We start from the raw sequence: 18,474 nt of genomic DNA on the forward strand, positions 1-18,474 counted from the left end.
GGGAGGCCCAGGTGGAACCTCATGGCGACGACGACCGCGCTGCCGGCGTACCCCGGTCACCCGACACTCCGGCGGGCCGCACCCGGCGACGCAGACGCCTCCCGGTCATCCTGGCCGTGGTCGCGCTGCTCCTGGGCTCCGGCCTGCTCGCCGTCGCCTACTACGTCGACAGCGTGCCGACGCCCACCGACCTGAAACTGCCGGAGTCGACCGCGGTTTATTACGCCGACGGCCGGACGCCGATGGCGAAACTGGGCACCGAGAACCGCACGATCGTGCCCTACGGCGAGATGAACGACTCCGCCAAGCAGGCCATCGTGGCGGCCGAGGACCGCACGTTCTGGACCAACGAGGGCATCGACTTCGCGGGTGTGCTGCGTGCCGCCTGGGCCAACATCACCGGCGGTCAGCGCCAAGGGGCCTCGACGATCACGCAGCAGTACGCCCGGGTGGCCGCCGACCTCAAGGGCGTCACCTTCTCGCGGAAGGCCCGCGAGGCGGTCATCGCGTGGAAGCTCGACGACAAGTACAGCAAGGAGGAGATCCTCGGCTTCTACCTGAACACCGTGCCGTTCGGGCGGGGCGCCTACGGGATCGAGGCGGCCGCGCAGGCGTACTTCGGCAAGACCGTGCGTCGTGACGCGCCGGCCGAGAAGCAGCTGACCGTGGCGGAGGCGATGGTGCTCTGCGCGATGGTGAAGCAGCCGGAGGCCAACCCGGAGGACCCCGAGGGTCAGCCCGGCTACGACCCGATGCGCGGCCCGAAGGCCCGGCAGAACTCGATCGACCGGTGGACCTACATCCGCGACGGCATGGTCGAGCTGGGCTATCTGTCGGAGCAGGAGGCGGCGAACCTGGCGTACCCGGACACCGTCAAGCCGATCGACCCGGACGCCAACGGGTCCGGCCTCGACCGGCCGACCGGCCTGGTCGTCAACCATGTGCTGAGTGAACTGCGGCGGTCCGGACCGTTCAAGGACAAGCCCGCCGACTACATACGCAACGGGGGCTTCAAGATCGTCAGCACGATCGACAAGCGGGTGCAGGACGCCGCCGAGGCGGCCGCCGACATCCGCCGCGACAGCGCTCCGGACGCGGTCCGCGGCCAGCCGGAGAACTGGCAGGCGGCGCTGGTGGCGGTGGAGCCCGGCACGGGCCGGGTGCTCGGCTACTACGGCGGCAACGACGGCACCGGCGCCGACTACGCCGGTTGGTACTACGACGAGAACGGGGAGGCCCGCGGCTTCGGCCAGCACCCGCCCGGGTCGTCGTTCAAGGTGTACGACCTGGCCGCCGCGGTGCGCGACAAGATCTCCGTCAAGCAGCGCTTCCACGCCCCCGACACCAAGGAGTTCCCCAGGTCGGGCCGTACGGAGGAGAGCGCGGCCGGCCCGATCCGCAACGCCGAGAAGGCGCCCTGCCAGCCGAACTGCGAGCTGTGGGAGGCCACCGTCGCCTCGCTGAACGTCACCTACTTCGAGCTCACCGAGAAGTTGGGCACCCCGAAGGTGATCGACATGGCGACCCGGGCAGGCGTCGAGTCGATGTGGGCCAACCCGAAGGGTGACGCACCGGCGAAGCGGATCGACCTGGGCGGTCAGAGCGCCGAGGAGGCCGCGCGGCACTTCTCCACCGAGGTCGGCATCGGCCAGTACGGCATCACCGTCCAGGACCATGCCAACGGGATGGCCACCTTCGCCGCCGGCGGCAAGCGGGCCGAGGCGCATTTCGTCAGGTCGGTGAGCAAGGGCGACGAGGAGGTTCTCGAGGAGCGTCTCACGCAGGCCGACATCGGGCTCGACGAGGAGGCGGTCGCGCAGCTCAACTGGACGCTGCGCCGGGTGAAGGCCGCCGGGCTGGACAACGACTGGGATTCCGCGGGCAAGACCGGAACCTGGCAGGCCGGCCAGAGCACGAGCAGAAACGTGCACACGTGGATGGTCGGCTGGACCGGCGCCCTCGGCGCCGCGGTCTGGCTCGGCACCACCGACGGCAAGCCGTTGCGAACGAAGGACGGCAGTTACGACGTCTACGGGGCCACCGGCGCCGGGCCGATCTGGCGGCAGTTCATGGAACAGGCCACGGCGGCGCTGAAGCTCGACCCGGACAAGTACCGGTTCGCCGAGCCGAAGTTCCCGGACGACGCGCCGGCCACCCCGGCCGAGCCGGAGCCGACGGAGGCGGAGCCCACGGAGACGAGCGCGCGGCCGACGCCGAGCGTGACCCGGGCGACCTGCGACCCCGAACGGTGCGGCACACCGAGCCCGACCGGTGAGCCGGAACCGACGCGGAGCCCGACCCGGTCGCCGCGGCCGAGCCCGTCGAGGACCGTGGAACCGTCACGCACGTCGGCACCGGGCTGACGTCGCCGCCCACGCCGAACCTCGATGATTTTCATCAATACTCGCTGGTGATAAACTTCCCGGCATGGTGGCTGCTCCGTGGCCGGCGGTGACGCTCCTGGTCGACGAGGTACGACGGGCGCTGTACGACTACGTCCGCCGCCAGGACCACCCGGTGACGCGGGACGAGGCGGCCGCGACCCAGCACATCTCGCGCAACCTGGCCGCGTTCCATCTCGACAAGCTGGTCGCCGCCGGCCTGTTGAACGCCCGGTACGCGGCGCCCGCCGCCGTCCCGCGTGGCCGCGGCCGGACCCCGAAGGTGTACGAGGCGGCACCCGGCTGTATCGCGCTGACCATCCCGGAGCGCCGGTACGACCTGATCGGCGAGATCCTCGCGCGGGCCGTCGCCGAGGATCCCACCGACGCCCGGTCGGCGGCCCTGCGCGTGGCCGGGCAGCGGGGCGCGGCGCTCGGCCGGCAGGTGGGCGAGGGCGAGGCGGTCGTCGACGTCCTCGCCCGGCTCGGCTTCGAACCGGCCGGCGAGGGTGCGCTGATCCAGCTGCGGAACTGCCCGTTCCACCAGCTCGCCGCCCAGCAGACCGAGCTGGTGTGCGGCGTGAACCGGGCTTTCGTCGCCGGCCTCCTCGACGGCCTCGGCCGGACCGATCTCCACGCCCGGCTGGCCCCCGCCCCCGGCGCCTGCTGCGTGCAGATCCGCCCGGCCTGACACCGGGCGGCCGTCGCCGGACCGGCCCACCCGGTGGCCGGGCCCTCAAGCCAGGAGGTCGGTGAGCGGCACGGCGGGGTCGGCCAGCCGGTCCAGGTCGACGCCACGGCCGCCGTGACCCGCCCGCACCAGCGCCTGGATCGGATCGGTCACGTCCCAGACGTTGACGTTCATCCCGGCCAGCACCCGGCCGTCCCGGACCCAGAAGGCCACGAACTCCGGCGCGCGGCCGTCCACCACGGTCGGGTCGCCGCGGAACACCACCCGGTCGTAGCCCTCCGGAGCGGCCCACCCGGAGTACTCCATCCCCAGGTCGTACTGGTCGGAGTAGAAGTACGGCAGCCGGGCGTACTCCACCTGCTGGCCCAGCATGGAGCGGGCCGCGGCCGGGCCGCCGTTGAGCGCGTTCGCCCAGTGCTCGACCCGGACGTGCCGGCCGAGCAGCGGATGATAGGCGTTCGCCACGTCGCCGGCGGCGTGGATGTGCGGGTCGGAGGTGCGCAACCGGGCGTCGGTGACGATGCCGTCGTCCACTTTCAGGCCCGCCGCCTCGGCCAACCGCGTGTCGGGCCGGATGCCCACGCCGACCACGACGGCGTCGGCCGGCAGCCGGGTGCCGTCGGTCAGCAGCACCGAGGACACCCGGCCGGATCCCGACAGCTGCTGGACGCCGACGCCGAAGTGGAACGTGACGCCGTTGGCGCGGTGCAGGTCGGCGAAGACCCGGGCGACCTCGTCGCCGAGAACCCGTTGCAGCGGCAGGTCCGCGGTCTCCACCACGGTCACCGTGCTGCCGCGCCGGCGGGCCGCGGCGGCGATCTCCAGGCCGATCCAGCCGGCGCCGATCACCACGATCCGGGCCTCCTCGGTGAGGGCCGCGGCGATCCGGTCCGACTCGGCAAGGGTGCGCAGGTAGTGGACGCCGTCGAGATCCGCGCCGGGAACGTCGAGCCGACGCGGCGTGGAGCCGGTGCTCAGCAGCAGCTCGTCGTACCCGAGCCGCTCGCCGCCGGCCAGCGTCACCTGGCGGGCGTCGCGGTCGATGCCGGTGACCCGGGTCGCGGTACGCAGCTCGACGTCGTTCGCGTCGTACCAGCCGGCGTCGTGCACGTACACGTCGTGGCGCGACGCGCTGCCCAGCAGCAGGCCCTTGGACAGGGGTGGCCGCTCGTACGGCCGCTCGGTGTCGTCGCCGAGCAGCACCACGCGGCCCGCGAAGCCCTCCTCGCGCAGGGTCTGGGCGGCCTTCGCGCCGGCGAGGCCGGCTCCGACGATGACGAAGGTGGAGCGTGCCATCCCGTACTCCTATCAGGTCAACGGGCGCCGGCCAGGGCGAGGAACCCGGCCCGGGAGCGGGCGTTCGTCCCGACCCTCATTTTCACCAACGGCTGCTGCTTATTTTGCCATCCTGGACCCTGGCGGCCCGGATCGCAAGAGCGTCCGTCGGCGTACGTCGATCTCCGGCGTCAGCGCCGCTCCTGGCAGGGAACGCAGTACCGGGCGGCGGGCCGGATCTCCAGCCGGGCCGGCGGGATCTCGCCGCCGCAGCCCGCGCAGGTGCCGTAGCTCCCGTCGGACATCCGGCGCAGAGCCTGCGCGGTGTCGGCGACGCCCTGGCGCGCGGCCTCGATCAGCCGGCGCAGGGTGTCCGGGTCGTGACCGCCGTGGTCGCGCTGTCGCGAGTACACGGTCAACTCGGTCAACTGGTCGGTGTGCTCCCGGAACTGGCGCTCCAGCACGTCGCGCAGGGTCTCGGTGCGGTCGTTGAGGGTGTGCGTCATCGGTGGCTCCTTCTCGAAGGGCTTCCGGGCCTCAGGTGCCGGCGGGGTGCCGGCTCGCCGCCACGGCCGCCAGACTGGCGCCGGTCAGCGCGGCGGTACGCGGCGACGCGGCGCGGTGCACCGGCGCGCCAAGCGCGGCCACCAGCCGGGCGGTCAGGTCCGGTCGGGTAGCCCCGTCCCCGACGACCACGACGCCACGGGCCAGGGCCGCCGAGACCAGCGGTCGCACCGCCGGCTCCCGGCGCAGCTCCCGCACCAGCCGGGCGACGGTGTCGGCGAGCATGGCGGCGGTCACCGCGTGGTTCAGGTCGCGGGTGCCGACCTCGGCGCGGCGCGCCGCGACCACCCGGCCGTCCTCCAGCACCGCCACCTCGGTGAGCTGGGCACCCACGTCGGCCAGCAGCAGCGTGCCGGCGGCCGCGCCGGCACCGATGGCGCCGGCCCGCACGGTGTCGACGAACAGCAGCCGGGACGGCGCCAGCACCGCGGCGAGCACGCGCCGCAGCGCCTCCCGGTCGGCCGGTGCGGCGAGCACCGGACGGCAGGCCACGACGAGCGCCCCCACCGGCACCGGGATGCGGTGGTCCCGGAGCAGCCGCCGCAACTCGGCGACACACCCGGGGCCGTCCACGACCCGGCCGCGCCGCACCACCGGCGCCCGCAGGCCCTCCCCCACCGGCACGCTCAGCACGCCGGCCGGCCCCAGCCACATGCGCAGCTGAGCGCTGCCGAGGTCAACGGCGAGCGGCTCGGGGTCGACGGTCGTCGCCGGCCGCGTGCCGTGGGAACGGCCGGCGAGCATCCCGGTGCGACCGGACGGATGGACGGACGTGACGTGGACGGGCATACCGACCTCTCTTGTGGATACGACGGTGCCGCCACCGGACGTCGGGGCGGCGCGCGAAGACGGAAAGTGCGGCGGAGGCAGGCCGGGCGTCAGGTCACGGAGCCGCGCGACGGGAGGGCCAGCGGACCGGGAGGCGCGCTCGACGGCGAGCCGGCCGGCGGTGGTGGCGGAGCCACCGGCGTGCGGGTCGTCATCACCGCCTCCTCGTCGGTCGGGTACGTGTCGGATCTCCAGCGTCGGCCGAAAACCCCGGCGCGACATTGCGCGCCGCCGGCCAACAACCGACCCGCTCGTTGCCGGTGACCGGAAGCCTCAACTGCCCAACGTCAGCAGATCATCACCCAGTGTCGTCGGCCAGAGGTCCGTTCGGCGACGGCGGAGGGCACCTCCGCAGGGCGGCTATGGTTGGCCCATGCGGAACCGGCAGCACCCCGACGACATCGACCAGCGGCTCGCGCTGTCGATGCTCGTCGTGCTGGCGGTGGTCGTCGCCACGATCCGGGCCGGCAGTTCGCTGGGCATGTGCATCGTCGTCCGGCTGGCCCGCGCCGTCCCGGGTTGCGTGCCCGCATGGTCCGCCGACCGGGCGCCGCCCGGTGCGCCGTCACTCGCCTGACCGCCACCGTCGCCGGCCCGCCGCCGGGCCGTTTCCGCCTGGAGCCACCCATGCAGATCGAACGCACGACCCTGCCCGGCATCGGGGTACGGCACACCTTCACCACCGAACAGGGCCGCCGCATCGGCATCGTCGAGTACCAGGTCGGCGGCCGCCGGGAGTTCTTCCACGACGACCCGGACGACCCGGACCGCATGGTCAACCTCACCCTGACCCGCACCGAGGCGACGGCGCTGGCCACGCTGCTGGGCTTCCCCGAACTGGTCGCCGCGGCCTGAGCGCCTACGCCGTCGGCCCGGGCAGGGGCTGGCGCGGCCAGTCCAGCGCCCGCGCGCCGAGCACGGCCGCGTGCAGCGTGAACCGGTCCCGCGGCTCAGCCGGGTCGTACCCGCTCAACGCCCGGATCCGCTCCAGCCGGTAGGTGACGGTGCGGACCGAGACGTGCAGCCGGCGCGCCGCCTCGGTGGCGACCTGCCCGCAGGCGAAGTACGCGTCCAGGGTGTCCAGCAACGGCTCGGCGCCGCCGCGGGCCCGGCGCAGCGGGCCGAGCACGGCCTGCACCAGGTCGACCATCGCCGGCTGGTCGCGCAGCAGGACCCGGTAGATGAGCAGGTCATGGGCGTCGATGACGGCGGTGTCGGCGTGCAGCCGCTGCGCCATGGTCAGCGCCTCGCGGGCCTCCTCGTAGGACCGTGCGATGCCGTACACGCCCGGGTGCGGGCGGCCGACGGCGACCTGCCACGGGCGGCCGCGCGGCAGCCGGTCCAGTTCCGCGTGCATCAACCGGCCCAGGTCACCCACCGACACGCCCTCACCCTCGCCGGGGCCCCGTTCGGGCGTCACGGTGTCCGCCGGCGCGATGACGACGAGCAGCCCTTCCTTGGTCGCCACCAGCACGTCCCGGTCGCCAAGCCGGTCGAAGATGACCCGCTCCAGGGCGCTGATCGCCGCGTCGGTGTCCGGCAGGCGTCGGCTGGGCGCCGCCAGCGCCACCTGGTGCGCCCGCGCCAGGTCCAGCCCGAACGGCTCCGCGCGCTCCACCAGCCCGCCCAGGTCCGAATCACCCCGGAGCAGGTCGTCGACGAGTTCCCGGCGCAGTGCCTCCTCCCGGCGGACCAGTTCCCGGCGGGCTACCGCGTACCCCTCGGCGAGCGTCGCCACCGCGGTGTCGACGACGTGCAGCACCGCCTCCGCCGCCGCCCGCACCGCCTCGCTGTCCGTGGAGCGCACCAGCTGCGGTAACTGCTGCCAGAGCCGGCGGGCCGCGGACAGGTAGAGGCGTACCGCCCGCCCCGCCGACACGCCCTGCTCGGCGGCGCGGCGCCCGAGCACACCGACCGCGTCGAGCTCGCCGCGGCGCGGCCGCCGCCCGGTCGCCGCCGCGTCGGCGAGCAGCCGCAGGTAGTCGCCGAGCAGCTCCACCGGCACGCCGCCGGCGTCGGCGCCGGCGGCACGGGCGACCTCGGTCAGCCACACGTCGTCGGGACGGGCCGGACCGCCGCGGCGGGCTGCCCCGGTCATCGCGCACCTCCCCCGGCACCTGGAACTCGCGCGACCAGCCTAGGGGGGACAGTTGCGGCTGGTCCGGGTGACCGTGTACTCCCGGTCGTCGTGGGTGATACCGGACGGCAGGCCGTTGAACCAGGTCTCCACCTTCGCCCAGCCCCGGCGCTGCTCGTAGTGCAGGTGCGGGGCGCCCGAGTTGCCGGTGCTGCCGACCTTGCCGATCTGCTCGCCCTGCTCGACCCGCTGCCCGGCCCGGACCAGGGGCGGCTCGAGCAGGTGCAGGTACTGCGTCTCCCACCGGCCACCGTGGTCGATCTTCACCCAGTACCCGCCGCCGCGGCCACGCGGCCCGTCCGGGTCGCCGGGGGTCCGGCCGCCCAGTGTGCCGTTGATCCCGGCCACGGTCACCTCGCCGGCGGCGGAGGCCAGCACCGGCCGCCCCCAGGCGTCGTCCTCGATGGGGAACAGGTCGACGTCGTAGTCGTCGTGGCCGGGGTAGGTGCCGAGCCGCCACGTCTCCCCGCAGGCGACGGGCAGCTGGAACAGCGGGCGCGGACCCGGCGGCAGCAGCAGCGGCACGACGACCACGGCGACCGTGACGAGGGCCGCGACAGCGCCGAGCGCCACGACGACGAGAAGCGTACGGCGTCGGGACGGGCGGGTGGTGGTCATCGCTCCGAGCATCGCAGACGCCGCCAACCTCCCCCGGGCGCCCCGGGGGAGGCGACTCCTGCCTACAGCGGCTGGACCCAGTACGGGACCACGTCCAGCCAGCCGTTGGCGGACGCGCCGGTGAGCCGGCCGGAGCTGGCGGTGCTGAGGGTGTACCAGGAGTCGACGTAGTCCGGGTCGTCGGTCCACCAACTGTCCGGCATCGCGTCGATGATCGCGTTCACCAGCGGGGTGTACGCGCCGTGGTCGACGATCGTCAGCAGCGCGGTGACCAGCGCCCGTGCCAGTTCCCGGTAGTTGGTGTCCCCGTCGTCCTCCCACATCACCACGTCGGCGAGGTTGTACTTGTAGGCGTTGAAGTGGACCAGCAGCTGGTTGGGGTGGTAGACCGTCCCGTCGTGGTCGAGGTACGGCATCTCCACGATGGTGGCCGTCGCCTTGCCGTCCGGCCCGAACCCGGTGACGACGCTGAAGATCTCCGCGCCGCCCTTGATCCAGGGCTCCTTGTCGTCGCTCAGCCGGACGGAGTTGACCTTGGTGGCCCAGTAGCCCGACTGCGCGGCCGTCGCGGACCGGGCGCCGACCAGACCACGCTCCGCGAGCTCTTGGCGCACCTGCGCCAGGCCACGCTGCATCGCCTTCGCCACGTCGATCTCGACCACCAGCACGGGCCGGGCCGGCGGCCGGACCGGATCGAGGAGGACGGTCCTTCCAGCGGTGTCGTAGGCCACCACACCGGTCGCCGCGTCGTCGCTCGTGGCCGCCGCCACGAGCGGGGCTCCGCCGCGGGTCACCGCCGCCGCCTTCTCCTCGTGCCCGAGCCGCAGCCGCAGCACCGAACCGGTGGCGGCCGGCAGGCCCTTCGCCGCCAGCACCGTCTCGTTGGCCGACCGCGCGGCGCGCTCGGTGCGCGTACCGAGCGGGGCGGCGAGCAGGTCTACCGGCCCGGCGGTCACGGCCCTCGCGATCCGGTCGCGGGTGGCGGGGTCGGCCAGGGCGCCGGCCACCTCGCGGGCCAGCCGGTCGGTGGCGGAGGCGACCGGGCCGGCGGCCGGCGCCGACCGGGTGGGCTGGGGTACGTCGTCCGGGCCGGCCAGGGCCGGTGTGGCGGTCGCGGCGATGAGGGTGGTCGCCGCCAGGGTCGCCGACAGCGCGGCGAGCCGGAGGGAACGTGGATTCATGCGGACCCCTTCTGCGATGCGCACCGGCTCGTGACCGGTGCGGCGCGGGTTTGCTGGATCGTCGCGCCCATATAGCTGTTCGTCAATGGCGATGGCGTTCCGGCCCGCACGGGGATCGGCCTGACCGAGGCCGGCCGGGCCATCGTGCGGGCGGTCTCGATCGCCACCTAGCCACGACCGGAATACCTGACTAAAGTCAGCAATCATGAGGGACGAGTTCGTCGCGGCGGTACGGCGGTTCAACCGGACGGTCACCCAGCGGGTGGGCGCCCTCGACGACGAGTACATGGCCCGCGGGCGGCCGCTCGCCCAGGCGCGACTGCTCTGGGAGATCGGCCCCGGCGGCGCCGAGGTCGCGGCGCTGCGGGCCCGGCTCGGCCTCGACTCGGGCTACCTGAGCCGGCTGCTGCGCACCTTGGAGAACGACGGGCTGGTCACGGTCGGTCCGGCCGGCGGCGACGGGCGGGTACGGGTCGCCGGCCTGACCGGTGCGGGCCGGGCCGAGTGGGCGGAGCTGGACAAGCGCTCCGACGAGCTGGCCTGGTCGGTCCTCCAGCCGCTCGACGACCGCCGCCGCGAGCGGTTGGTCGCCGCGATGGCCGAGGTCGAGCGGCTGCTGGTCGGCTCGATGGTGCTCATCGAGCCGTGCCCGCCCGGTGATCCTCGCGCCCGGGCCTGCGTCCGGGCGTACGCCCGGGACGTCGCCCGGCGGTTCGACGACGGTTTCGACCCCGCGCTGAGCAACCCGGTCCGCGACGAGGAACTGGTACCGCCGGCCGGCGTGCTCCTGCTCGCCACCCTCAACGCCGAGCCGGTCGGCTGCGGCGCAATCAAGCTGCACCGCAATGCGCCCGCCGAGATCAAGCGGGTCTGGGTGGCCGACAGCGTCCGGGGGCTCGGGATCGGGCGGCGGATGCTCGGCGAGTTGGAGCGCTACGCCGCCGAGCGGGGCTGGTCGGCGATACGGCTGGACACCAACCGCAACCTGACCGAGGCGATCGCGATGTACCGCGCCGCCGGTTACCGGGAGGTCGAGCCGTTCAACACCGAGCGCTACGCGCACCACTGGTTCGAGAAGTCCCTCGTCGGGTGACGAGGGGTGCGGCACGTCCGGCATCACGCCCCGCTCACCTATCCCGCGGCCTCCGCCCGCATCGCGCGTACGGCTTCCCCGGCGAACAGGCAGGCCGCCCGGTGGCCGGGACCGACCTCGGCGAGCACCGGGTCCGTCCCGGCGCAGTCCGGCCGGGCCTGCGGGCACCGCGTCCGGAACCGGCAGCCGCCCGGCGGATCGATCGGGCTGGGGATGTCACCGGCGAGGATGATCCTCCGGCGACTGCGCTCCACCGGCGGATCGGCCACGGGCACGGCCGACAGCAGGGCGGCGGTGTACGGGTGGGCGGGCTCCCGCCAGATCTGCGCCGGTGTGCCGCTCTCCACGATCCGGCCCAGGTACATCACGGCCACCCGATCGCTCATGCGCTCGACGGCGGCGAGGTCGTGGGCGATGAACAGGTACGTCAGCCCCAGATCCCGTTGCAGGCGCCGGAGCAGATTCATGATCTGCGCCTGCACGCTCAGGTCCAGCGAGGCGATCGGCTCGTCGAGAACGATCAGCTCCGGCTCGCCGGCCAGGGCGCGGGCGATGCCCACCCGCTGCCGCTGGCCACCGGAGAGTTCGTGCGGATGCCGGTCGGCGAGTTCGGGGCGAAGACCGACCATGTCCAGCAGTTCCGCCACCCGGTCGCGGCGGGCGGCTCGCCCGTCGGTGAGCCGGTGCACGATCAGCGGCTCGGCGATGCTCGCCCCGACGGTGTGCCGCGGGTCGAGGGAGGCCTGGGGATCCTGGAACACCATGGCCACGCGGCGGCGGAGCCGGCGCAGCCGCCGCCGGGACCACCGGGTCACGTCCTGGCCGGCGACCCGGACCCGACCGGAGGTGGGGTCGACCAGGCGTAGCAACGCCAGGCCGGTGGTGGACTTGCCGCTTCCGGACTCGCCGACCAGACCCAGTGTCTCGCCGCGCCGGACCTGGAGCGACACCCCGTCCACGGCCCGCACCACGCCGGCCGGGCTCGGGAACCACACCGCCAGGTCGTCCAGCTCGGCGACGACGTCGGCGGCCACCCGGTCCGTGGTCATCCGTCCTCCCGGCTCGGTCGGTTCGGGTAGAAGGTCCGGACGCGGTGATCCGTGGCGACCGGAACCAGCGGCGGCAGCTCATGCTCGCACCGGGCGTCACCCCGGACGGGGCACCGGGGCCAGAAGGCACATCCGGCGGGAAGCTCAAGCGGGCTGGGTGGCGCCCCCGGGATGGTGGTCAGGTCGGCGCCGCCGGCGTCCGGGGTGGGCCGCGCCGCGAGCAGCGCGGCGGTGTACGGGTGCGACGGGTTGGCGAAGACCGCGTCGACGGGCCCCTGTTCGACGATGCGGCCGCCGTACATGACGGCCACCGTGTCCGCGGTGCCGGCGACCACGCCCAGGTCGTGGGTGATCCAGACGACGGCCATGCCCAGACGCCGTCGCAGGTCCGCGACCAGCTCGACGATCTGGGCCTGCGTGGTCACGTCGAGAGCGGTCGTGGGCTCGTCGGCGATCAGCAGGTCCGGCTCGCAGATCAGGGCCATGGCGATCACCACCCGCTGGCGCATCCCGCCGGACAGCTCGTGCGGGTAGGCGTCCACCCGTTCGGTGGCGGACGGGATGCCGACGAGTTCGAGCAGTTCGACGGCGCGGGCCCGGGCGGCACGCCGGGAGAGCCCGAGATGCTCCTCGCCGGCCTCGCCGATCTGGCGGCCCACGGTCAGCACCGGGTTCAGCGAGGTCATCGGGTCCTGGAAGACGAACCCGACGTGTCGACCCCGCAACGACCGGCGGCGCTCGTCCGGCAGTGCGAGGAGGTCCGTGCCGAGCAGCCGGACGCACCCGGTGACCCGGGCGGAGCGGGGTGCGAGGCCGGTGGCGGCGAGCACGCTCATGCTCTTGCCGCTGCCCGACTCGCCGACCAGGGCGAGCGTCTCGCCCGCCCGGACCGACCAGTCGACACCGGCGACCGCACGGGCAGGTCCCCGACGGGTACCGATCGTCACGGTCAGATCCGCCACGGACAGCACGGGCCGATCGGTCATCCGGCGTTCCTCCGGGCCTCGCTGAGGGTGAGTTGGCGGGGGTCGAGTACGTCCCGCAGCGCGTCCCCGACCAGGTTGAACGCGAGGACGGTGAGGAAGATCGCGGCCCCCGGGAAGACGCCCAACCACCATGCCTCGGTGACGAACCCCCGACCGTCGTAGAGCATGCGGCCCCAGGCCGGTGCCGGCGGCTGGACGCCCAGCCCGAGGAAGGACAGCGCCGCCTCGGACAGGATCGCGAAGGCCAGCGACAGCGACGTCTGCACGATCAGTGGCGCCGCGATGTTGGGCAGCACGTGTCGACGCATGATGCGCAGGTCGGACGCCCCGGTGGCGACCGCTGCCCGGACGAAGACCTGCTCACGTACGGAGAGCACGCCGGCGCGCGTGACGCGGGCGAAGATCGGGGTGTAGACCACACCGATCGCGATCATGGCCGTGCCCAGGCCCGGCCCCAGGACCGCCACGATGGCCACGGCGAGCAGCAGGACCGGGAACGCGAACAGCACGTCCATGCATCGCATGAGCACGTTGTCGAGCCACCCACGGTAGTAGCCGGCGAGCAGACCCAGGGTCACCCCCACGGCCAGGGCGATACCCACGCTGACCAGCCCGACCTGGAGGGAGACGCGGGCCGCGACCAGGACGCGGCTGAGCACGTCCCGGCCGAGTTCGTCGGTGCCGAACGGGTGGGACCAACTCGGCGGCTGGAGCATCCGGTCGACGTCCACCTCGTTGACGCCCGCCGGCGCCAGCCAGGGCCCGGCCACTCCCACCACGACCAGCAGCACGAGAACCGCACCGCCGGTCAGGGCCAACGGGTCGCGACGCAGCGCCGCCAGCGCCCGGCGTGACCTGGAGTCGGCGGTCCCGCTCATCGCACCCGGATCCTCGGGTCGAGGCGGGCGTAGAGCACGTCCACCAGGAGGTTCACCAGGAGGAACAGGGCCGCCACGAGCAGGACCGCGCCCTGCAGCACGGGATAGTCCCGGGCCTGCACCGCGTCGTAGGTGAGCCGGCCCACGCCGGGCCAGGCGAAAAGCACCTCGATCACGATCACGCCGCCGAGCAGGCTGGCCAGTTGCACCGCCACGACGGTGACCACCGGGATCAACGCGTTGCGCAGCACGTGCCGCAGCACCACCACGCGGGTCCGCAGGCCCTTCGCCTCAGCGGTGCGGACGTAGTCCTCGGAGAGCACCTCCAGCACCGAGGAACGGATGAACCGGGTGAGGATCGCGGCGGTGACCAGGCCGACCGTCACCGCCGGCAGGACCACGTGGGCGGCCCACCGGGCGGGATCGTCGGTGAGCGCCACGTAGCCGGAGGGCGGCAGCCAGCCGAGCACCCCCGCGAAGAGCAGGATGCCCATGATGCCCATCCAGAAGTCCGGCACCGAGACGCCGAACTGGCTGAACACCCGGGCCGCGTGGTCGAACACCGAGCCGCTGCGCAGGGCCGAGAGCACGCCCAGCGGGAAGGCGACAAGCAGCGCGAAGACCACCGCGGTGACCGCCAGGGACAGCGTCGCGGGCAGCCGCTCCAGCACGATGGCCGTGACCGGCCGGCCGCTGCGGAAGCTGACCCCGAGGTCGCCGGTCAGGGCGTGCCCGACGTAGCTGACGTACTGCACCGGCAACGGCCGGTCCAGCCCGGCCCGAGCCCGCAGCGCCTCATACGTCTCCGGGTCGAAGCGCGTACCGAGCGCCACCCGTACGGGATCGCCGGGTACGAGTTGCAGCAGCAGGAACACCACGAGCGTCACGCCGAGCAGCACGACGCCGGACTGGAGCAGCCGCCGCAGGACGAAGCGGGTCACCTGACCTCCCCCGCCTCACCGGGCAAGGGCGACGTCGCGGAACCGGATCGCGCGATCGGTGCGTACCTCGTAGCCGGTGACCTGCTTCGACCAGCCCTGCACGACGTCGGGGTTGTAGAGGTAGATGTAGCTCGCGTCGTCGACGATCTGCTTGGCCACCTGCTCGTACTGCTGCTTGCGCGCGGCCTGGTCGGTCTCGGTCCGGGCCTGGTCGAGCAGCCTGTCCACGGTGGGGTTGCGGTACCCGTGGAAGTTGAACGTGCCCGAACTGTGGTGCTGGGCGTAGTAGAACTCGTCGGGGTCGATGTTGCCCAGCCAGCCCAGCAGGAACGCGTCGAAGGTCCCCTTGCCCTGCTCGTCGAGCCACTGGGCGAAGTCCAGCGTGCGGATCTTGACGGTGATGCCGACGTCCTTGAGCTGCGCCGCGATGACCTGCGCCGCCGTGACCGTCTCCGGGTACTCGCTGGTGACCATCAGGTCCATCGTCAGACCGGTCACGCCGGCCTGCGCGAGCAGCTGCTTCGCCTGCGCCGGGTCCCGGCGGTACGGGGCGTAGTCGTAGTAGAAGGCGCTGTCCTTCGGGATGGCGGTCTGGTTGACGGTCGCCAGCCCGAACTTGGCGGCCTTGGTGATCGCCTCGCGGTCGAGCGCGAAGGCGACCGCCCGGCGTACGTTCACCTGGTCGTACGGCTTGCGTGCCTGGTTGAGCGCCAGGTACCAGTAGTCGCTCGACGGCACCGAGCGGACGGTGAGGTCGTCGCTCTCGCGCAGCGCCGGCACCTGCTGCGGCGGCAGGTTGTCGGTCCACTGCGCCTCGCCGCCGCGCAGGTTCTGCAGGGCCACCGTCGGGTCCTTGACGAACGTGAAGGTCACCCCGTCGAGCTTCGCCTTCGTCCCCCAGTAGCTGTCGTTGCGAACCAGCTTGATGTTGTCACCGGAGGTGTACGACGCCACCGTGAACGGACCACTGCCGACCGGCTTGGTCTTGACCTCCCCGGACTCCACGTTGGACTTCTCGACGATCGCCACCCCCTTGAAGCCGCCGAGGTTGGCGAGCAGGTTCGGGGTCGGCGCGGTCAACGTGACGACGACGGTGGTGGGGTCGGGCGCCGTCACCGACTTGACGGTGGCGAACCGGTACGACGCGTTCAGCTTCTCCTGGATGATCCGGTTGTACGAATAGACCACGTCCTCGGCGGTGAGCGGCGACCCGTCGGAGAAGGACACGCCCTCGCGGAGGTTGAACGTCCAGGTGAGCTGGTCGTCGCTGGTGGTCCACTTCGTCGCCAGCGACGGCTTCATCTCCAGGTTGGCGTCCGGTTCGACGAGCGTGTCGTAGACGTTCTCGAGCACCTGGAAGCTGTGGTAGGCGGAGGTCCGGTGCGGGTCGAGCTGGTCCGGTTCTCCGCTGATGGCGGCGGTGAGGACGCCCCCGGCGGACGAGCCGGACTCCCCCGCGCCGTCGACATCGACGCTCTCACCCGCGGTGCATCCGGTCACTCCGAGCATCAGGACGAGTGCGGCGCCGGCCATCCGGAATCTGGTGCTGGACATGGTCCCCCCTGGATTCTTCCCGGCAAAGTGAACGATCGTGCGAGTCTCGTCCCCGATCCGAACCATGTCAACAAATACGGGCGAATGACCTGCGCCGGCAGGACCGGTTCCAATCGGTCGTCGCTGACCTCGCCCAGGGGTCGATAGCGAGGGAAACACCCGATTACCGGGCGGCCGTCCGCCCGTAGCGTCGGTGCGTGCCCGCCGGCCCTTCCCAGCCGGCGCGGCTCCCGCTACCGATCGCACCGGCGGACGCCGGGCGGCACCCTCCGAGGAGGTCCTGTGCGCCGACTGATCCTGCCCGCGCTCTGCGCGGGCGTGCTCATGCTGGCCGGCTGCGACAGCGCCGAGTCCCCGGCACCGGACGCCGGGTCCGGCGTGGACGTCGACGCACCGGCCGACGACACCGACGCGGGCGCCGGCGCCGCGCCGCCGGCCTGCCCGTTCACCGCCGCCCAGGTGTCCGACCTGCTCGGCCAGCCCCTGACCGACCAGGGCAACTGCCTGTTCGGCGACGGGAACGGGGTGGCCAGCTTGAACATCACCACGGCGTCCCGGACCGCCGGCGAGACCACCTACGAGTACCAGCGCGAGCAGGCCACCCAGACCTACCGGGAGGTGACCGACCTCGACGGGGGCGGCAAGGGCTACCTGGCGGTGAAGGACATCGGGGCCGAGGCGGTGGTCATCTCCGAGGCGGGCACGTACACGATGACGCTGAGCAGCTTCGAGCGCCTCGGCTCGAGCCCGGACGGCTACCGGCAGGCGCTGCGCCGGCTGCTCGACGCGCTGCCCTGACGACCGCACCGCGCGCCACCCGCAGGACCGGCCCGCTCCGCCACTGATCCGGCCACCAGGCAGCTCACGAACCGGTCATCTCCCCGGGTGCCGGGGTCAGCAGGGAGTCACCCGGCCCCGGGCTGCCGGCCGGGTACTCCCGCAACGGCACCACCCCCGCCCGCCAGGCGTCCAGCACCGGCGCCACGATGCGCCAGCAGTCCTCGGCGGTGTCGCCGCGCACCGACAGGGTGGGGTCGCCGTCGAAGGCGCCGCGCAACACCTCGCCGTACGGCGGCAGGTCACCGGGGCCGAAGTCGGCCACCAGGTGAACCTGGTCGAGGTCCAGGGGGTCGCCCGGGCCGTTGATGTTCACGTCGAGGCCCAGCCGGTCCGGGCCGAAGCCGATGCGCAGCCGGTCCGGCTGGTCGTACCCGGTCAGACCGGTGGGCACCCGGGGCGGCTGCTTGAACGTGATGACGGCCTCCTTGCGCTTGCCGGCCAGCGCCTTGCCGCTGCGCAGCCGAAAGGGCACGCCCGCCCAGCGCCAGGTGTCCACGGCCAACACCACCTCGGCGAGGGTCTCGGTCCCGCGGTCGGGGTCGACGCCCGGCTCGTTGACGTACGCGGGCAGCCGCCGTCCCGCGACCTCGCCGGCCGTGTACCGGCTTCGCCGGCTCCACCGCACCGGGTCGTCGTCCCAGACCCGGGTGGCCCGGAGCACCTGCGCCTTGCGGCCCCGCAGGTCCCGGGCGTCGAGCGTGGGCGGTGCGTCCATCGCGATCAGCGCGAGGACCTGCAGCAGGTGGCTCTGCACCATGTCGACGAGTGCCCCGGCGTTGTCGTAGTAGCCGGCCCGGCCCTCCAGGCCCAGGGTCTCGTCGAAGACGATGTCGACGCAGGCCACGTGCGCGGAGTTGAGCACCGGTTCGAAGATCCGGTTGGCGAACCGCAGCCCGAGGATGTTCACCACCGTGGACTTGCCGAGGAAGTGGTCGATGCGGTGCACCTGTTCCTCCGGCACCAGCCGGGCCAGGATCTCGTTGAGCGAGCGCGCCGAGACGGCATCGGTGCCGAACGGCTTCTCCAGCATCAGGCGAGTGCCGGGCGGCAGGCCGATGCGGGCCAGCGCGGCGGCGGCCCGGGCGGTGATCAGCGGTGGCAGCGCGAAGAAGATGACCAGCCGGCCATGGCAGGTGGCCAGCAACCGTCGCAGGTCCTCCTCCCGGGTGACGTCGGCGCAGACGTACCGGCTGGTTCGGACGACCTCGGCCGCCCGGGGACCGTCCGCGCCCGCCGCCGCGAAGGAGTCGGTCACCCGGCGCCGCCACCGCTCGTCGTCCCAGGCCTCTGTGCCGCTGCCGACAAGCGTCAGGTCCGGCTGGGCGCCGGTGGCCACCAACCGGCCGAGGCCGGGCAGCAGCAGGCGCGCGGCCAGGTCACCGGTGGCGCCCAGCAGCAGCAACGTCTGGGGAACGCGGGAGTGTGCGGTCGGGGGCGATGTCGTCATGCACAACACCA

18 protein-coding genes are annotated in these 18,474 nt (G+C 73.0%); 6 read left to right on the forward strand and 12 right to left on the reverse strand.

The features are described from left to right. Positions 1–11 precede the first annotated feature (11 nt). The gene (locus tag ABTW87_RS12655; RefSeq protein WP_350650951.1) at positions 12–2,363 is read left to right on the forward strand and encodes a transglycosylase domain-containing protein; all 2,352 of its coding nucleotides are present in this window, start codon (positions 12–14) and stop codon (positions 2,361–2,363) included. A gap of 64 nt (positions 2,364–2,427) precedes the next feature. After that, positions 2,428–3,072: a helix-turn-helix transcriptional regulator gene (locus ABTW87_RS12660; RefSeq protein WP_350650952.1), complete on the forward strand. Its 645-nt coding sequence runs from the start codon at positions 2,428–2,430 to the stop codon at positions 3,070–3,072. Between the two features lie 45 nt (positions 3,073–3,117). On the opposite strand, the gene ABTW87_RS12665 is transcribed toward ABTW87_RS12660, so the two are convergent. The 3 genes from ABTW87_RS12665 to ABTW87_RS12675 all read right to left on the reverse strand — a co-directional run bounded on the left by ABTW87_RS12665 (position 3,118) and on the right by ABTW87_RS12675 (position 5,700). After that, a complete protein-coding gene (locus tag ABTW87_RS12665) occupies positions 3,118–4,368 on the reverse strand; it encodes an NAD(P)/FAD-dependent oxidoreductase (protein ID WP_350650953.1) in 1,251 nt (416 codons plus the stop codon). A gap of 170 nt (positions 4,369–4,538) precedes the next feature. Next, on the reverse strand, positions 4,539–4,853 hold the full coding sequence (locus tag ABTW87_RS12670) for a TraR/DksA family transcriptional regulator (RefSeq protein WP_350650954.1): 315 nt from the start codon (positions 4,851–4,853) through the stop codon (positions 4,539–4,541). A gap of 31 nt (positions 4,854–4,884) precedes the next feature. Next, positions 4,885–5,700, reverse strand: a complete 816-nt coding sequence (locus tag ABTW87_RS12675; protein WP_350650955.1) for a cell shape-determining protein MreB — start codon at positions 5,698–5,700, stop codon at positions 4,885–4,887. 412 nt (positions 5,701–6,112) lie between these two features. Here ABTW87_RS12675 and ABTW87_RS12680 point away from each other — a divergent pair, with 412 nt between their 5' ends. Both ABTW87_RS12680 and ABTW87_RS12685 read left to right on the forward strand, forming a co-directional pair. After that, on the forward strand, positions 6,113–6,316 hold the full coding sequence (locus ABTW87_RS12680; protein ID WP_350650956.1) for a hypothetical protein: 204 nt from the start codon (positions 6,113–6,115) through the stop codon (positions 6,314–6,316). Between the two features lie 50 nt (positions 6,317–6,366). Further along, complete coding sequence (locus ABTW87_RS12685; protein ID WP_350650957.1) at positions 6,367–6,594, forward strand: cation:proton antiporter regulatory subunit; 228 nt, start codon at positions 6,367–6,369, stop codon at positions 6,592–6,594. Positions 6,595–6,598: 4 nt separating this feature from the next. Here ABTW87_RS12685 and ABTW87_RS12690 read toward each other — a convergent pair whose 3' ends face one another. The 3 genes from ABTW87_RS12690 to ABTW87_RS12700 all read right to left on the reverse strand — a co-directional run bounded on the left by ABTW87_RS12690 (position 6,599) and on the right by ABTW87_RS12700 (position 9,675). Next, the gene (locus ABTW87_RS12690; RefSeq protein WP_350650958.1) at positions 6,599–7,837 is read right to left on the reverse strand and encodes a PucR family transcriptional regulator; all 1,239 of its coding nucleotides are present in this window, start codon (positions 7,835–7,837) and stop codon (positions 6,599–6,601) included. Positions 7,838–7,876: 39 nt separating this feature from the next. Beyond that, the gene (locus ABTW87_RS12695) at positions 7,877–8,494 is read right to left on the reverse strand and encodes a M23 family metallopeptidase (protein WP_350650959.1); all 618 of its coding nucleotides are present in this window, start codon (positions 8,492–8,494) and stop codon (positions 7,877–7,879) included. 62 nt (positions 8,495–8,556) lie between these two features. Continuing rightward, positions 8,557–9,675, reverse strand: a complete 1,119-nt coding sequence (locus ABTW87_RS12700) for a DUF3103 family protein (RefSeq protein WP_350650960.1) — start codon at positions 9,673–9,675, stop codon at positions 8,557–8,559. Positions 9,676–9,880: 205 nt separating this feature from the next. Between ABTW87_RS12700 and ABTW87_RS12705 the strand changes: the two genes are divergently transcribed. After that, positions 9,881–10,768, forward strand: coding sequence for a GNAT family N-acetyltransferase (locus ABTW87_RS12705; protein WP_350650961.1), 888 nt, complete (start codon positions 9,881–9,883; stop codon positions 10,766–10,768). A gap of 38 nt (positions 10,769–10,806) precedes the next feature. Here the strand turns inward: ABTW87_RS12705 and ABTW87_RS12710 are convergent, their stop codons facing one another. The 5 genes from ABTW87_RS12710 to ABTW87_RS12730 are packed head-to-tail and all read right to left on the reverse strand — an operon-like array spanning position 10,807 to position 16,176. Beyond that, positions 10,807–11,817, reverse strand: a complete 1,011-nt coding sequence (locus tag ABTW87_RS12710; RefSeq protein ID WP_350650962.1) for an ABC transporter ATP-binding protein — start codon at positions 11,815–11,817, stop codon at positions 10,807–10,809. Next, the gene (locus tag ABTW87_RS12715) at positions 11,814–12,803 is read right to left on the reverse strand and encodes an ABC transporter ATP-binding protein (protein ID WP_350650963.1); all 990 of its coding nucleotides are present in this window, start codon (positions 12,801–12,803) and stop codon (positions 11,814–11,816) included. The genes ABTW87_RS12710 and ABTW87_RS12715 overlap by 4 nt, the downstream gene beginning before the upstream one ends. Beyond that, a complete protein-coding gene (locus tag ABTW87_RS12720; protein WP_350650964.1) occupies positions 12,800–13,681 on the reverse strand; it encodes an ABC transporter permease in 882 nt (293 codons plus the stop codon). Before ABTW87_RS12720 ends, ABTW87_RS12715 begins: the two co-directional genes overlap by 4 nt. After that, the gene (locus ABTW87_RS12725; RefSeq protein ID WP_350650965.1) at positions 13,678–14,622 is read right to left on the reverse strand and encodes an ABC transporter permease; all 945 of its coding nucleotides are present in this window, start codon (positions 14,620–14,622) and stop codon (positions 13,678–13,680) included. Before ABTW87_RS12725 ends, ABTW87_RS12720 begins: the two co-directional genes overlap by 4 nt. Before the next feature lie 15 nt (positions 14,623–14,637). Further along, the gene (locus tag ABTW87_RS12730) at positions 14,638–16,176 is read right to left on the reverse strand and encodes an ABC transporter substrate-binding protein (protein ID WP_350650966.1); all 1,539 of its coding nucleotides are present in this window, start codon (positions 16,174–16,176) and stop codon (positions 14,638–14,640) included. Positions 16,177–16,458: 282 nt separating this feature from the next. On the opposite strand from ABTW87_RS12730, the gene ABTW87_RS12735 reads away from it, so the two are divergent. Beyond that, on the forward strand, positions 16,459–16,974 hold the full coding sequence (locus ABTW87_RS12735) for a hypothetical protein (RefSeq protein WP_350650967.1): 516 nt from the start codon (positions 16,459–16,461) through the stop codon (positions 16,972–16,974). A 64-nt stretch (positions 16,975–17,038) separates the two neighbouring features. Here ABTW87_RS12735 and ABTW87_RS12740 read toward each other — a convergent pair whose 3' ends face one another. Then, on the reverse strand, positions 17,039–18,463 hold the full coding sequence (locus ABTW87_RS12740; RefSeq protein ID WP_350650968.1) for a glucose-6-phosphate dehydrogenase: 1,425 nt from the start codon (positions 18,461–18,463) through the stop codon (positions 17,039–17,041). Between the last annotated feature and the right edge of the window lie 11 nt (positions 18,464–18,474).

Origin of the sequence: Micromonospora sp. NPDC126480 (assembly GCF_040302465.1) — a bacterium.
Taxonomy (GTDB): Bacteria; Actinomycetota; Actinomycetes; order Mycobacteriales; family Micromonosporaceae; genus Micromonospora.